Below are 15,015 nucleotides of genomic sequence, written 5' to 3' on the forward strand. Positions count from 1 at the left end.
CGCGCGGCAGGGCTAGGTCCGGCGCGCCAATACGGGATTGTTCATGGTACGTTCGGCCGTCGCAAATCCCCTTTGAGCAGCCTGCCCCCCCTCTTACATGGAGGAGTGATGCTATGCGGAGGAGTGATAGTATCGGGCCCTCACAGCCCGGCGACCGCCGGCGTGATAGAGGATTTCGGTAGGTGAACTCATCCTCCTGCTTTGGCGCCGAGCAGAATAGCGTTGGAGAAGTGTTATGGCAGGACGGCGAACGTGTTGTCTGCAGAAGATGGCACGACGGTGCCGAGGGCGATCGGCAACTCGTTCTGGCCGTGCATCCGACCGCAGAGCACTCGACGCCTGACCTTCTCAACCGTCTCGCACACGAGTATGGGCTGAGGGACGACCTTGACGATTCGTGGGCGGCGCGACCGCTGGAGTTCCTGCGCGAGCGCGGTCAGGCTATTCTCGTGCTCAAGGACCCGGGGGGCGAGCCGCTTGAACGCGTTGTCGCTCCGCCCATGGAGCTTGGAACATTCCTGCGTCTCGGGGTCGCCTTGTCGGCCGCGCTCGGCCGGTTACACGAACGTGGTCTCGTTCACAAGGACATCAAGCCGACCAATGTCCTTGTGAATTCTGCGATGGGGCAGGTCTGGCTAACAGGCTTTGGCATCGCTTCGCGCCTTCAGCGCGAGCGCCAGTCACCTGACCCGCCCGAGTTCATCGCCGGAACCCTCGCCTACATGGCGCCGGAACAGACCGGGCGGATGAACCGCTCGATCGACTCCCGGAGTGATCTCTACTCACTCGGAGTCACGCTCTACCAAATGCTGACCGGCAGTCTTCCGTTCACCGCTTCCGATCCCATGGAGTGGGTTCACTGCCATATCGCCAGAAAGCCAGCGCCACCAAGCGAGCGGGTCAAGAATGTCCCGCCCGCTGTCTCTGCAATCATCATGAAGCTGCTCGCCAAGACCCCGGAGGAACGCTACCAGACAGCGGCCGGCGTTGAGAGTGATCTTCGGCGCTGCCTTGCGGAATGGGAGACTCAACGCCGCGTTGAGGAATTCCCGCTCGGCGAAAACGACACGCCAGACCGGCTATTGATTCCCGAGAAGTTGTACGGGCGCGCGCGAGAGATCGAAGCACTGCTGGCCTCCTTCGACCACGTCGTGGCGACTGGCACGCCGGAATTGCTACTGGTTTCCGGATATGCCGGTATCGGCAAGTCCTCCGTTGTCAACGAGCTGCACAAGGTGCTCGTCCTGCCGCGCGGCCTTTTTGCATCGGGCAAGTTCGATCAGTACAAGCGTGACATCCCATATGCCACTTTGGCGCAAGCCTTTCAGAGCCTTGTCCGGCCGCTTCTGAGCAAGAGCGAAGTGGAGCTGCGCAGCTGGCGCGACGCCCTTCGTGAGGCGCTAGGTCCGAACGGACAGCTCATCGTGGACCTAGTCCCGGAATTGAAACACATCATTGGAGAGCAGCCGCCGGTCTCTGTGCTTCCCCCACAAGAAGTTCAACGCCGCTTCCAGCTTGTCTTCAGGCGATTTATCGGCGTATTCGCACGGCCCGAACATCCGCTTGCTCTGTTCCTCGATGATTTGCAATGGCTCGATGCTGCGACGCTCGATTTCCTCGAGGACCTTTTGACTCAACCGGATGTACGGCACTTGATGTTGATCGGCGCCTACCGGGACAACGAAGTCAATTCCGCCCATCCGCTAATGCGCGCGCTCGAAGCAATCCGCAAAGCTGGAGCGACCATTCAGGAGATTGTACTTGCGCCCCTTGGTCGTGAAGACGTGGGACGGCTGATTGGAGATTCTCTTCGCTCCAAGCCGGAATGGTCCATCTCTTTGGCACAGCTGGTGCACGAGAAAACGGCCGGAAACCCATTTTTTGCCATTCAGTTCGTTTCCGCGCTTGCCGAAGAGGGGCTGCTTACTTTCGATCACGCCAAGGCGCAATGGTGCTGGGATCTGAATCGGATTCACGCGGAAGGTTACACCGATAATGTGGTGGACCTCATGGTGACGAAGTTGAACCGCCTACCCGCCGAAACCCAGATGGCATTGCAGCTGCTTGCCTGTCTGGGCAATAGCGCAGAATTTGCCCTGCTTATGATGGTTTACGAGGATTCACAGGAGGAAATGCATCGCAAGCTTTGGGAAGCCGTCCGAACCGGCCTCATCCTCCGCTCGGAAGATTCCTACAAGTTCCTACACGACCGCGTCCAAGAAGCAGCCTATTCCTTGATCCCGGAAGAGTTGCGCGCCGAGGCCCATCTCCGAATAGGAAGGCTGCTCGCGGCCCATACCCCTCCAGAACAGAGGGAGGAAGCGATTTTCGACCTTGTCAATCAACTCAACCGCGGCGCGGACTTAATTACCTCGCAAGAGGAACGCGAGCAACTGGCCGACCTCAACCTCATCGCGGGCAAGCGCGCGAAGGCTTCCACGGCCTATGCCTCGGCGCTAAAGTATCTCGTCGCTGGCGCAGCACTGTTGGTGGACGGTTCTTGCGAGCGCCGACATGACCTCATCTTCCCGCTCGAATTGCAGCGAGGCGAATGTGAATTCCTGACAGGTCAGTTGGCGGCCGCCGAAGAGCGCTTAAGTATACTTTCATCGCGCGCCGCGAACCCGGTCGAATTAGCGACCGTCACCTGCTTGCGCGTCGATCTGTACACGGCCCTCGATCAGAGCGATCGCGCGGTCGCTGTCTGCCTCGACTACCTCCGGCATCTCGGCGTTGAATGCTCGCTGCGTCCGACAGAAGAGGAAGCAGAACGAGAATATGAGCGGATCTGGTCCCAGCTGGGAAGCCGCAAGATCGAGGAGCTCGTCGAGTTACCCTTGATGAGCGATCCTGCGTCCCTGGCGACGCTGGATGTTCTGACCAAGGCTATGCCCCCGGCATTGTTTACGGATGCGAACCTTCACTCCCTGATCACCTGCATGGCGGTCAATCTCAGCCTCGAGCGGGGCAACAGCGACGGTGCGTGTGTTGCCTACGTATATCTTGCCATGATAGCCGGACCGCGATTCGGCAATTATACGGCTGGCTCTCAATTCGGTCGGCTCGGCTATGACCTAGTCGAAAAGCGCGGATTAAAGCGCTTTCAGGCTCGAACCTTCATGGTCTTTGGAGATAACGTTACGCCCTGGACCCGACATGTCGCGGCCCGCCGCGATCTGGTGCGCCGCGCCTTCGATGCCGCGAATGAAATCGGTGACTTGACCTATGCAGCTTACAGCTGCAACCACCTGATCACGAACCTTCTCGCGGCGGGAGATCAGCTCGTGGAGGTGCAACGTGAAGCCGAGAACGGTCTTGAGTTTGCACACAAGACTCGGTTTGGCCTCGTCATTGGCCAAGTCACCGCGCAACTCGGACTTATCCGGACGCTTCGCGGATTGACCTCGAAATTTGGCTCGTTCGACGATGAGGGATTCGATGAGCTTCGATTCGAGCGCCATTTGGCCAATAGCCCGGCTTTGGCGGAAGTCGAGTGCTGGTACTCGATCCGAAAGCTACAAGCCCGCTTCTTTGCCGGGGAATATGCTTCGGCCGTCGATGCCTCATCGAGAGCGCAACGGGTACTTTGGACATCACCATCACAATTCGAAACGGCAGAGTTTCATTTCTACGGTGCGCTTTCCCACGCGGCATCCTGGGATTCCGCATTTCCCGACCAGAGACAGCAGCATTTCGACGCTCTGGCCGCCCACCACAAGCAGCTCGAAGTATGGGCGGAGATTTGCCCGGAGAATTTTGAAAACCGCGCTGCACTAGTGGGCGCGGAGATCGCACGCGTTCAAGGCCGCGAGCTCGATGCCGAGCGGCTCTACGAACAGGCCATCCATTCGGCGCGGGCTAACGGATTTGTGCACAATGAGGCGCTCGCCAATGAGCTCGCCGCGCGCTTCTACGCAGCACGCGGCTTTGAGAGGATCGCGCATACGTACCTGCGAGACGCCCGGTACTGCTATCTCTGTTGGGGAGCCGACGGCAAGGTACGGCAACTCGAGCAGCTCTATCCTCACCTCAGGGAGGAAAGGCCCCCCGGTCCGACCAGCACGATCCTGGCACCGGTCGAACACCTGGATCTCGCTACCGTCATCAAAGTTTCACAAGCCGTTTCGGGCGAGATCGTGCTGGAGACACTAATCGACACGCTCATGCGCACAGCGATCGAGCACTCGGGGGCCGAGCGAGGTCTGTTGATTCTCGCGGCAGGGGATGAGCAGCGGATCGAAGCGGAAGCCAAAACAAACCGGGACACGGTCATTGTGCGCCGGAGAGAAGCGGTCATAGGCGCCGTGCCGAACTCGATCGTCCGGTATGTGGTGCGCACCAAGGAGAGCGTGACTCTCGACGATGCGTCAGCCCAGAACCCGTTCTCTGCGGATGCATATGTCCGTCAGCATCACGCCCGTTCTGTTCTCTGCTTGCCGTTGCTCAAGCAGGCAAAATTGATCGGTGTGCTCTACCTTGAAAACAACTTGACGCCCCACGTTTTCACTCGGACTCGGATCGCGGTGCTGAAGCTGCTTGCAGCGCAGGCCGCAATCTCCCTGGAGAATACACGTCTTTACACTGACCTCGAAGAGCGCGAAGCCAGGATCCGGCGTTTGGTCGATGCCAACATTATCGGTATCGTGATTGCGACGCTCAGCGGTGCGATTGTCAACGCGAATGACGCTTTTCTCCGCATGGTGGGATACAGCCGCGAAGATCTTGTATCGGGCCGTATTCTCAATGCGGACCTGACGCCGCCGGAATGGCGCGACACTGATGCTAAGGCCGTAGCCGAGTTAAGAGCGAACGGGGTCCAGCAACCAATCGAGAAGGAGTTCTTCCGCAAAGACGGGAGCCGCGTGCCGGTGCTGGTTGGCGCCGCGGTGTTCGAAGAAGGCGGCAACGAGGGTGTCGCCTTCGTGGTGGATTTGACCGAGCGCAAGCAGGCGGAAGGGGCCGTCCGCGAGAGCGAGCAGCGGTACCGCGAGGCGCAGATGGAGCTCGCACACGCGAACCGAGTTGCGATGATGGGGCAGCTCACGGCATCGATCGCCCACGAGATCAATCAGCCGATCGGGGCCGCGATAACCTATGCCAATGCCGGCTTGTCCTGGCTCCGAGCCCAGCCTCCAAATTGGGAGGAGGTTCAGCAGGCGCTTGAATTCATCATGGAGAGCGGTGTACGGGCAGGCGAGGTCATCGATCGGATCCGGGCTCTCGTGAAGAAAGCGCCACCTCGGAAGGATAGAGTCGACATCAACGAAGCAATACTGGAAGTTCTGGCTCTGGTCGGCGCCGAAGTTGCAAAGAATGCAGTTTCAGTGAAAACGCAGCTCGCGGAAGGCTTGCCTCCAGTTTGGGGAGATCGTGTCCAGCTGCAACAAGTTATGCTCAACCTTTTCATGAATGCCATCGAAGCCATGAGCGGAATGGACGAGGGATCACGCGAATTGCTGATAAGCACCGAAAAGACGCATTCGGATGCGGTGCTAGTCGCGGTGCGGGATTCCGGACCTGGGTTTCCTCCTGAAAGCGCAGAGCAGATATTTGAGTCTTTCTACACCACGAAACCTGGAGGCTTGGGAATGGGACTGTCAATCTGCCGTTCGATTATTGAGTCGCATGAGGGAAGGTTGCAGGCGACCGCGAGCCTACCCCATGGCGCTGAATTTCAATTCACACTCCCTGCATTCTCGTCGGGCGGTGGCTAATCAGCAAATCGAGCGCTTGGGGCGCGGGCAACTCCTCGCGAAGTGCTATGTACCCGCAGATGGTCGCTTTGTCCTGCTGAGTGCATCCTGCAAACAGTCGGCAAGGCGTCGCCCCTGCAGGTCGATCGGCTTCTGAAGGAAGCAGACTGCTCCTGCGTTCATTGCCTTCGTTCTTACAGCGTCGTCCGGGTAGGCGGTTACGAAAATGATGGGAATGTCGAAGCCAAGATGAGACAAATGCTCCTGTAGCTCGAGGCCGCTCATATTTGACATTTGGATATCCGCTATCAGACAGCGGGTTGTTTTCACCCATGATGACTGGAGATACGACTCAGCTGACGAAAATGAACGAACTTCCAGCCCGAGCGACTTCACGAGCTTTTCTATGGCCGTGCGAAACAGATCGTCGTCATCTACGATCGATATGAGAGGATTCTCTGTCAACCGTTCATTCCACCACCGATAGATAAGCCACTGCCGCACGCCTAACCCGGCAGACAGTGCCACGGAGCGGCCCTGCTGGAAATACGACCTCGGTGTTAGTCTTCTCTTCGATCTTGCCCACGAATACCTAGCTTTTCAGCGATAAGCACCAGATCGGCCAGTGATTTTGTGCCCATCTTTCGCATGACATGGCCACGGTGAATCTTCACTGTCATTTCGCTTATGCCAATTCTGCCACCGACTTGCTTGTTCATGAGGCCCGCTGTCACCAGCGCCATGATCTCGCGTTCTCGAGGGGTCAGGGACTCAAATCGGGCTCGTATGTCCGAATCGGACTGCTCTTCGATACGACGCTCCCGATCGCGCTGAAGAGCCCCGGTCACTGCGTCAAGCATCTCCTGATCACGAAACGGCTTGGTCAGGAAGTCAACCGCGCCGGCTTTCATTGCCTTGACCGACATCGGAATGTCCCCGTGGCCGGTAATGAAGATAATGGGTATCTTTACTCCCATTCGAGTGAGTTCGGTTTGCAGATCAAACCCGCTCAGCCGAGGCAATCTGACATCGAGGACGAGGCAGCTGGGGACGCTGGGGAGTGGATTTTCCAACAGATCTGTTGCGGATGCGAGCGCCTTTACACCTAATCCGACTGACCGAAACAAACTGCTAAGTGAGCCACGGGTAAGAGGGTCGTCATCGACCACGAACACGATCGAGTCCTCTCCAGCCGGGACTAAGGAACCAGAAGTCGCTCCTTTCACCATCGCCCGGGATCCGTTTTTCATATCACTCAAGCCCCGGTATCAGGCTAAATAGGCTATGGTCCTGTGGCAAGATGCTTTCCCGCCCGCCCGGACCCGCTTCCGATTCCAAACTCACAACACAAACACGTGATGAACCGGACATGGCCGCTTCCTCCGTAACCAACCAGACCTACGAAACCCGCAGCTGCTCTTCGAACGGGCCAGCAACCAACGCCACCCTTTGTATTGGGTGACGGGAACGTCGACAATCTTGAACGCGCAAAGGTCCGCCGCGACGAAAACCGAAAAATGCCTGCGCGGATGTCCGACCTCCGTTCCGTCGCGCGTTAAAGTTCAGGACCGGCTCTCAAGCAAGACGACCTCCAGTTCTGCCAAATTTGGTCAAAACGCAGCAACCCGGCTGAAGCAGTAGAGCTCGAAAAGCTCCAAGAAACGTCGTCAAGCGCATCGAAACCCCGGGTTATTGTCGGGCGGAACCGGCAACACCGGCCGATGCATGAGGCGGCCGTGGCTGCGACATCTCGAACATGACTGGATAACGCCTACCGGCGACCGCGCCTTTGAGCCGCTCGGGCACAACCCAACAATACGGTTGGTGACAATCCATGACCGATAAACGAACAACAATTGCTATTATCGACAGCGATGACTTGTTGCAGGCTCGATTGCAGGTCTTGATCGGAGCGGCGGGCCTGACCGCCAGTCTTTTCACATCCGCCGAAGAGTATTTGAGCAGCAACACATCTAAACTGGTCAATTGCATCGTTTTGGATGTTCCCTTGCCCGGCATGAGCGGTCTCGATCTCCAGTTCCGGCTGGCAAAGGCCAAACGCGAAACGCCCCTGGTTTTTCTTACCGCTCAAAACGACGTGAGGACGTCGGTTCGAGCGATGAAAGCCGGTGCCGTGGACTTCCTTACCAAGCCCTTCATCGATGAGGAACTGCTCGACGCAGTGAAACGCGGTGTCGAGCGCGATCGCTCGGCACGATTGCAGAGCCAGACTTTGGATGTGCTCTATGGTCGGCTCACATCGCTTTCGCCTCGCGAGAGGGAGACGATGACGCTGCTGTCTTCAGGACAAAGTCCCAAGCAGATCGCGGAGCACCTGGGAGTCTGCACGCACACGGCTCGTGTTCACAGCAGCCGACTTATGGCCAAGATGGGGGCACGATCGATAGCCGATCTGGTGCGGATGGTGGACCGGCTGGGGATATGCGTGATGCGCGATGGATCACTATCGACACAAATGCAAAACACTACCATCTCCCGTCGTCCGGACGCCTCATCGCCCTCACACCCGGAGTAACCTCTCCCGGCACAGTTGAATATGTCGTGCCATGGCCGGAGCCGCTCAAAACGCCGCGCTCGCCGCCAGCACGTCGGCCGACCGATGATTTTACATCCCGACATTCCTCGTATCCGCGCGACGTGCGAGGCAATGCTAACGTGACAAGATCACCTCAACCGCAACAATCCAGGAATAGCAGGTGGCGGCGAATCCGCTCACGATAGGTCGACTCCACGAATGGTCGCACTGGACTGTCGTCGGGACAGGTCCGCGAGATCGCCATAGTGCGCGCTGCGCTGCTTGGTCTTGTTCTGGATTATGGACGGGACCGGTGGCACAGGCGCTAGATGCGCGCGGTAGCTTTTGTCTGCTCACAGAGTGACCTCAGAGCACATGGAATGTAGTCAACTATCCAAGGACGCCATCATGCATTTACTCAGAGTGACTGTCCTATGCACTCTCACTTTCATATCGCCGGCCGTAATGGCCGAACCTCTCTCTGCCCAGCCTCCAGCGGCAGCCCCAGGGTCGGCAGAGAGTGTACGTGTACAGCCACGGGGCAGCGCCTTTGTTCCGAACTCCGCCGAGGACGATGCCGTACAAAAGCGCATTACGGACTTTAATGCGACGCAGAGGCTTCTGGACGCTTCGTTCGACAGAAGGCTAATCATCTGCCGTCGCTGTTGACGAATCGTGTCGACAGTATCGTAGCGGGTGAACATTATGCGACCGACCATTTCCGACCCATTCCAGGTCGCGGCGGTGGTTCGGCGTCACGAAGTTCTGCTCTCAGAGAGAGAGAGAGAGAGAGAGAGAGAGAGATGCTTCTCCTGAACTGCCGGTCAAAGAACTTCAGCATCGGATCCGCAATCTGCTCAGTGTTGTTCAATGTATAGCCATCAATACTGAGGCGAAAACGACAGACGACCATCGAGACGCTCTCACGGTAAGACTCGCAGCTCTCTCGGACGCCTATGGTTTGATAGAAAGCGCACACGAACATCACGTCCCGCTTGCGAAGCTGCTCGTGCGAGCCTTAAGGCCACATTTCACGATTCCGGACCACCGGATTGTGCTTTCCGGACCCGACGTTGTCCTCGAAACACGTCTCGCTTTATCACTTTACATGATCTTCCACGAACTCGCGACCAACGCCACCAAGCACGGCGCCCTGACGTCGACCTCCGGAGCTGTTGAGATGCTTTGGGATATTCTACCCCATGGGGGCGGCCAAGCTCTTGCCATGCAATGGCGCGAGTCGGGCGGACCCAAGGTGAGAAAGCCTCGGCACAGGGGATTTGGCATGCGCCTCATCTCCAAGGCGCTGTCTGAAGCGCAAGTTGATCTCGATTTGCTCCGGCTGGCCTTGTTTGTCGCCTTTTGGCCGAAATCGACCCATCATCGGAGCTGTGAGTGAGGACGAGCTAGACGGTCAGGGATGGTTCGTCGCTGCTGGCAGATAGTCCGCCCTTTCGCAGAATGAAGTCAGCGATTTTATCGACGCCCTGCCCGCTCTTCAGATTAGAAAAAACGAACGGCCGCGTAGCTCGCATACGTCTGGCATCCAATTCCATAACCTGCAGATTGGCGCCCACCAAGGGAGCCAGATCGATCTTGTTGATCACGAGCAGATCCGATCGTGTTATACCGGGGCCGCCCTTGCGTGGAATCTTTTCGCCTGCGGCAACGTCGATCACATAGATGGTAACGTCCGCAAGCTCGGGACTGAAGGTTGCCGCCAGATTGTCTCCACCGGACTCTACGAAACACAGCTCTGCTTGCGGGAATCTCAAATTCATGTCCGCGATCGCGGCGAGGTTCATGGAGGCGTCTTCGCGTATCGCGGTATGCGGGCAGCCGCCTGTCTCTACACCCATGATGCGCTCCGCCGGCAGTGCTTGCGCGCGGGTCAAGATGAGCTGATCTTCCTTCGTGTAGATGTCGTTGGTAATCACGTAGATTTCATAGAAATCCCGGAGATGCTTGCATAGCGCCTCGACCAGCGCCGTCTTGCCCGAACCGACTGGCCCTCCGATCCCGACGCGGAACGGACCGTGATGTGCCGGAGCCACTCTGCTTTCAATTGCCGTCATGACCGGAACAACCTTGTGTATTGGGTTTCATGGGCAATGGAGGCGAGCTCAACCATGAATCCCGCGGAGCCCAGATCGTCGAGCGTGGCGCGGCCGCCTTGCGCGCTGGACCACAAGACCGCGTCTTCAAGCGCGGCGATGGCGAGTTGACCGTCGGTCTGCCCGAGGGGGATCAACTTCACGCCGGCGAGTACGAGATTGGCGACGTAGCTGTGCAGAAATGCCGGCAACGCCGCGCGCACCTGGATTCGTTCGGCTGCCGACCGAGCACCCAGGACAACGGCCAGGACCGGCTGACAGTTCATTTCCAGGAACGAGTCCAGGACAGGATGGGGCCAGACCTGGCGAAGTGTGGTGAGGCAAGCGGTCGCCTGTTGGGATGATTCAAGCGCGAATTCCGATGTCCCACGGAAAGCAGCCGCCAGTTCCGCGACGCGCGTCAATCCAGCGTGGTTGCTCGCGATCACGCACCGACATGCCTCGCTGAAGAAGATCGCCTCATTGCGCCCGGAACCGTAGCAAAGATCGGCCTCAAGCCAGTCAACCAGGCTCGAGCGGTCGTGGATGTCGCCGGCTTCGACTGCCCATTCGAGACCATGCGAATAGCTGTACGCTCCGCTCGGGAATGAGGGCGACAGCCAGCCCTGCAGACGCACGAATGCTCGAGGCGAGTACGGCAGGTCTTCAGCAGTCATAGATCCTCCAACTGCAGATCCGATAGCACCGCGCTCATCAGTACATGAAGTAGCGTTGAGCCATTGGGACCACTCTTGCCGGAGGACAAGTGAGCAGCCGGCCGTCTGCTCGCACCTCGTAGGTTTCAGAATCGACCTCGATATGAGGAATGGCGTTGTTGAGAACCATCGAATGCTTGCCGATCGTTCGCGTGTTCGAAACCGGAACAACCTGCTTCGTCAGTCCGAGCTGCCGCGTCTTTTCCAGCGAAGCCTGGCTGACAAAGGTCATCGAGCTTCTGCCGACGGAGCGGCCGAATGCGCCGAACATCGGTCGATAGTACTCGGGCTGGGGAGTCGGAATGGAAGCATTGGGGTCACCCATGATGGCGGCAGCAATCATGCCCGACTTGAGAACCATGTCGGGCTTTACGCCGAAAAAGGCCGGATCCCAGATGACGATGTCAGCGATCTTGCCCACTTCGATCGAGCCGACATAGCCGGCAATGCCCTGAGCAATCGCAGGATTGATGGTGTATTTCGCAACGTAACGCCGAGCTCTGAAGTTATCGTTCTGACCATTCTCCTCGGATAGTCTTCCAAACTGCTTTTTCATCTTGTCCGCGGTCTGCCACATGCGCGTGATCACCTCAGCAACGCGCCCCATCGCCTGGCTGTCGGATGACACGATCGAAAAGGCTCCCAGGTCGTGCAGAATGTCTTCGGCGGCAATCGTCTCCTTACGGATGCGGCTTTCCGCGAAGGCGACGTCTTCCGGAATACGACGGTCGAGATGATGCGTAACCATCAGCATATCGAGCGCTTCATCAAGGGTATTTACCGTGTAAGGCCGCGTGGGATTGGTCGAGGCCGGAATCACATTTCGCTCGCCGCACACCTTGATGATATCAGGCGCATGTCCACCTCCCGCGCCTTCCGTGTGAAACGTATGGATCGTCCTGCCCTTGAATGCGGCGACTGTATTCTCCACGAAGCCCCCTTCGTTCAGGGAATCGGTATGGATCATGACCTGCACATCCATGTCGTCTGCGACGGAAAGACAGCAATCAATAGCAGCGGGAGTCGCGCCCCAATCTTCATGCAACTTCAGACCACATACCCCGGCTTCGATCTGCTCGACGATACCGGCGGGCCGGCTTGCGTTGCCCTTGCCGAAAAGGCCGAGGTTCATCGGGAAAGCATCGGCCGCCTCGAGCATGCGCTGGATGTGCCAGGGCCCCGGTGTGCACGTGGTGGCTGTCGTCCCGGCCGCGGGTCCTGTCCCTCCCCCCATCATGGTCGTCACGCCGGAATAGAGCGCCTCGTCGATCTGCTGCGGACAGATGAAATGGATGTGCGTATCGATCCCACCGGCGGTGATGATCTTGCCTTCTCCTGCGATGATCTCGGTGCCAGGCCCAATGATTATGTCCACATGAGACTGCACATCGGGATTGCCGGCCTTGCCGATCACGGCAATCAGCCCATCCCTTACAGCGATGTCGGCTTTCACGATGCCCCAATGGTCGAGTATCAGGGCGTTCGTGATGACGGTGTCGACGGCCCCCTCGCTGCGTGATCGCTGCGACTGGCCCATACCGTCGCGGATGACCTTTCCGCCGCCGAATTTGACCTCCTCCCCGTAAATCGTGAAATCCTTCTCCACCTCGATGAGCAGATCGGTATCTGCAAGGCGAACCTTGTCTCCAACGGTCGGACCAAACATCTGCGCATAGGCTGCGCGGCCAAATGTATAGGGCATCCAGGTTTGCCTTTATTTGCTGCTTGCGGACGCTGCACCGCCGACCGGCGGTAAAGGCCCCATGACGGCGCCCGAAAAGCCATAAACGAGGCGAGCTCCGCCATACGGGATCAAGGAAATCTCCCGCGACTGGCCAGGTTCGAACCTTACGGCAGTCCCTGCTGGAATATCGAGGCGATGGCCCAGGACAGCCTCTCGGTCGAATGCGAGGGCCTCGTTTGCTTCGGCGAAATGGTAGTGACTGCCGACCTGAACCGGCCGATCCCCGGTATTTGCGACCTTGACCGAGACGGCGGCCTTGTCCTTGTTGAGGACGATATCACCTGCGCCTGGAATAACCTCGCCGGGAATCATGCCAGCCCTCCAAGTAGAGACAACCCGATGAGAGCAGCGCATCCACCTGCTGTTCGCACCACGACCGTTCCGGGCAGGCTCCCTGCGCAGAAACCGGTTCCCATGCCAACGAAAAGGAGCACCGCGGTCGCCAACGTGAAACCTGCCGCATAAGGAACGAGCTTCGCCGCCGCGGCTTCGGTCCCGTGAGCATGCCCATGGAAGAATGCAAGGATGCCGATCGCCGAGATCCCGGGCATGACCGACACCCGTACTTCGAGAGCGATGAAGGCTCCGAGCAGGACCACGGAGAGGCAAATGGCCGCTTCGACGAAGCTGATTTGCAGGCCCGCGCTCGCCGCTGCAAAGCCACCCAACATTGCTGCCCCAAATGTCACAGGCCATGCGATGATGGCACGGCCACCCGCAAGCACACTCCAGAGTCCGACCAAAGTGATTGCAATGAGATGATCCGCGCCGCCAAAGGGATGCGCAAATCCAGCGCCGAACGAATCGGTCGGTCCCACCGCGGTATGCGCGAGGGCCGGCGCGGTGAGCGCCCCGAACAACACCATGCCAATAAAGATCAAGCGCATCGGTCACTCCTATCGAATGGGGTTGTGCACCGGCACAAGCTTCGTCCCGTCAGGAAACGTAGCCTCCACCTGGATTTCGCGTATCATTTCCGGAATGCCCTCCATGACCTGGTCTCGAGTGAGGACCCGTCCGCTCTCGGACATCAGCTCAGCAACTGATTTCCCGTCGCGAGCGCCCTCCATGATGAAGTCCGCAATCAGCGCGATGCTTTCGGGATAGTTCAGCCTCAGGCCTCTGGTGAGCCTGCCTCGCGCGACCATCGCCGCGAGAGCGATCATCAGCTTGTCCCTTTCCCGTGGGGTTAGATTCAAAGCTGTCTTCCTCCAACGACGCCGGTTAACACGACCACATCTTCGGCACTCCGAAGGGTCCCGGCCCGAGCTCCAGGCTGAATCGATCAAGCAGGCTGCGAAGTCCTTGTTTGAGGTCAGCGCCGGCCTCTGCGGCTACTCTCACAACAATGATCGCGCCGACGATTGTTGCTGCGCACTGACAATCAAGCGAAGCTGCTATCTCACGCAGGATTCCCAGTCGCGCGTCCAGGCGCGGGCCGAAATAGATCAGCGTTCCGGTGGCCTTCCACCCGGAGAGCAATGCTCTTCTATGTAGATGCGCAAACGTCTCGTCTGCGACAAGAAAGCCGTCGGCCCACACAAGACGACCATTCAGCCTGATACGCCAACTGTCCAAGATGTACCCGCTGAGGACTTCTTCTCCACTCTCAATGCGACCGAGGACCAGCCACTCGAGTGCGATAATTTCAGCTCCAGGGGAAAGATCGATCTCTGTTTGGCGGACAATGCGCGCCCCGTTGAAGACAATCGTCTCTTGCGGAATCCAGGCAAGCCTTGCGCTGTCGAACACCTTTAGCCTGGTCGAGATTCGCGCAGGCCGATCCAAGGCGCGATAGATTTTCTCAGCCGCCTGCGTCGTGACCGAGACCGATGCATGGTCGAGCGCGGCCACTTCGATTTCGAGGCGGTCTCCGCCGGCGACGCCACCGGAGGCGTTTATAATGACGACCTCCTTGCAAGGGTGATCATCGATCTTCGGAAGCATGAGGCTTATGGGAAACTTCTGATAGATGTCCGCGATCCGGGTGCCGGTCCCCTCGCTTGCGAGCACAAGGCGGCCGGAACCACTGGCGCGCTCGAGATCAACATCGCGAATGTCTTCCTTAGACGGGCCCTCTCCTCCGGGCGCCCCCGTCTCTTCTCGATGACCGAGCTGGTGCGTCGTTTCAAGCATCCGTTCGAGGCCTGTGATGGGTTGGCACGTTGAGCAGGATTTACACGTCGGGCTGACAAGAAGCTGGGCGTGACATCTCACCTCGTCACGCCCAACT

12 protein-coding genes are annotated in these 15,015 nt (G+C 58.4%); 3 read left to right on the top strand and 9 right to left on the bottom strand.

The window, feature by feature from the left end:
• Positions 1-182: 182 nt before the first annotated feature.
• On the top strand, positions 183-5,714 hold the full coding sequence (locus QQL28_RS37905; RefSeq protein ID WP_284273913.1) for a trifunctional serine/threonine-protein kinase/ATP-binding protein/sensor histidine kinase: 5,532 nt from the start codon (positions 183-185) through the stop codon (positions 5,712-5,714).
• A 45-nt stretch (positions 5,715-5,759) separates the two neighbouring features.
• Here QQL28_RS37905 and QQL28_RS37910 read toward each other — a convergent pair whose 3' ends face one another.
• Together QQL28_RS37910 and QQL28_RS37915 are read right to left on the bottom strand one after the other, a co-directional pair.
• Positions 5,760-6,221, bottom strand: a complete 462-nt coding sequence (locus QQL28_RS37910) for a response regulator transcription factor (protein ID WP_284273914.1) — start codon at positions 6,219-6,221, stop codon at positions 5,760-5,762.
• A gap of 32 nt (positions 6,222-6,253) precedes the next feature.
• Positions 6,254-6,922 carry a response regulator transcription factor gene (locus QQL28_RS37915; protein WP_284273943.1) on the bottom strand — a complete coding sequence of 223 codons (669 nt, stop codon included), beginning with the start codon at positions 6,920-6,922 and terminating at the stop codon, positions 6,254-6,256.
• 605 nt (positions 6,923-7,527) lie between these two features.
• On the opposite strand from QQL28_RS37915, the gene QQL28_RS37920 reads away from it, so the two are divergent.
• Together QQL28_RS37920 and QQL28_RS37925 are read left to right on the top strand one after the other, a co-directional pair.
• The gene (locus QQL28_RS37920) at positions 7,528-8,229 is read left to right on the top strand and encodes a response regulator transcription factor (RefSeq protein WP_284273915.1); all 702 of its coding nucleotides are present in this window, start codon (positions 7,528-7,530) and stop codon (positions 8,227-8,229) included.
• An 817-nt stretch (positions 8,230-9,046) separates the two neighbouring features.
• Positions 9,047-9,628 carry a sensor histidine kinase gene (locus QQL28_RS37925; protein WP_284273944.1) on the top strand — a complete coding sequence of 194 codons (582 nt, stop codon included), beginning with the start codon at positions 9,047-9,049 and terminating at the stop codon, positions 9,626-9,628.
• Between the two features lie 7 nt (positions 9,629-9,635).
• Here QQL28_RS37925 and ureG read toward each other — a convergent pair whose 3' ends face one another.
• From ureG to QQL28_RS37960, 7 genes are read right to left on the bottom strand one after another with little or no spacing between them, the layout of a single operon-like run.
• Positions 9,636-10,304: an urease accessory protein UreG gene (ureG, locus tag QQL28_RS37930; RefSeq protein WP_284273916.1), complete on the bottom strand. Its 669-nt coding sequence runs from the start codon at positions 10,302-10,304 to the stop codon at positions 9,636-9,638.
• Positions 10,301-10,999: an urease accessory protein UreF gene (locus QQL28_RS37935; protein ID WP_284273917.1), complete on the bottom strand. Its 699-nt coding sequence runs from the start codon at positions 10,997-10,999 to the stop codon at positions 10,301-10,303. The genes ureG and QQL28_RS37935 overlap by 4 nt, the downstream gene beginning before the upstream one ends.
• 37 nt (positions 11,000-11,036) lie before the next feature.
• Positions 11,037-12,740 (bottom strand): urease subunit alpha, encoded by a 1,704-nt coding sequence (ureC, locus tag QQL28_RS37940; RefSeq protein WP_284273918.1) that lies wholly within the window; start codon positions 12,738-12,740, stop codon positions 11,037-11,039.
• Between the two features lie 12 nt (positions 12,741-12,752).
• Entirely contained in the window at positions 12,753-13,094 is a 342-nt protein-coding gene (locus tag QQL28_RS37945) for an urease subunit beta (protein WP_284273919.1), read from the bottom strand.
• Positions 13,091-13,669 (bottom strand): HupE/UreJ family protein, encoded by a 579-nt coding sequence (locus tag QQL28_RS37950; RefSeq protein ID WP_284273920.1) that lies wholly within the window; start codon positions 13,667-13,669, stop codon positions 13,091-13,093. Before QQL28_RS37950 ends, QQL28_RS37945 begins: the two co-directional genes overlap by 4 nt.
• Before the next feature lie 9 nt (positions 13,670-13,678).
• Positions 13,679-13,981, bottom strand: a complete 303-nt coding sequence (locus QQL28_RS37955) for an urease subunit gamma (RefSeq protein ID WP_284273921.1) — start codon at positions 13,979-13,981, stop codon at positions 13,679-13,681.
• Positions 13,982-14,006: 25 nt separating this feature from the next.
• Positions 14,007-14,918: an urease accessory protein UreD gene (locus QQL28_RS37960; RefSeq protein ID WP_284273922.1), complete on the bottom strand. Its 912-nt coding sequence runs from the start codon at positions 14,916-14,918 to the stop codon at positions 14,007-14,009.
• Positions 14,919-15,015 lie beyond the last annotated feature (97 nt).

It is taken from the genome of Bradyrhizobium iriomotense (genome assembly GCF_030160715.1).
In the GTDB taxonomy this organism is placed as follows: Bacteria; Pseudomonadota; Alphaproteobacteria; order Rhizobiales; family Xanthobacteraceae; genus Bradyrhizobium; species Bradyrhizobium iriomotense.

What these genes read in the sequence shown, in the direction of transcription:
- QQL28_RS37915 (WP_284273943.1), bottom strand. Translation starts at nt 6,922, where the DNA reads ATGGTGAAAGGAGCGACTTCTGGTTCCTTAGTCCCGGCTGGAGAGGAC.
- QQL28_RS37920 (WP_284273915.1), top strand. Translation starts at nt 7,528, where the DNA reads ATGACCGATAAACGAACAACAATTGCTATTATCGACAGCGATGACTTG.
- ureG (WP_284273916.1), bottom strand. Translation starts at nt 10,304, where the DNA reads ATGACGGCAATTGAAAGCAGAGTGGCTCCGGCACATCACGGTCCGTTC.
- QQL28_RS37935 (WP_284273917.1), bottom strand. Translation starts at nt 10,999, where the DNA reads ATGACTGCTGAAGACCTGCCGTACTCGCCTCGAGCATTCGTGCGTCTG.
- ureC (WP_284273918.1), bottom strand. Translation starts at nt 12,740, where the DNA reads ATGCCCTATACATTTGGCCGCGCAGCCTATGCGCAGATGTTTGGTCCG.
- QQL28_RS37945 (WP_284273919.1), bottom strand. Translation starts at nt 13,094, where the DNA reads ATGATTCCCGGCGAGGTTATTCCAGGCGCAGGTGATATCGTCCTCAAC.
- QQL28_RS37950 (WP_284273920.1), bottom strand. Translation starts at nt 13,669, where the DNA reads ATGCGCTTGATCTTTATTGGCATGGTGTTGTTCGGGGCGCTCACCGCG.
- QQL28_RS37960 (WP_284273922.1), bottom strand. Translation starts at nt 14,918, where the DNA reads ATGCTTGAAACGACGCACCAGCTCGGTCATCGAGAAGAGACGGGGGCG.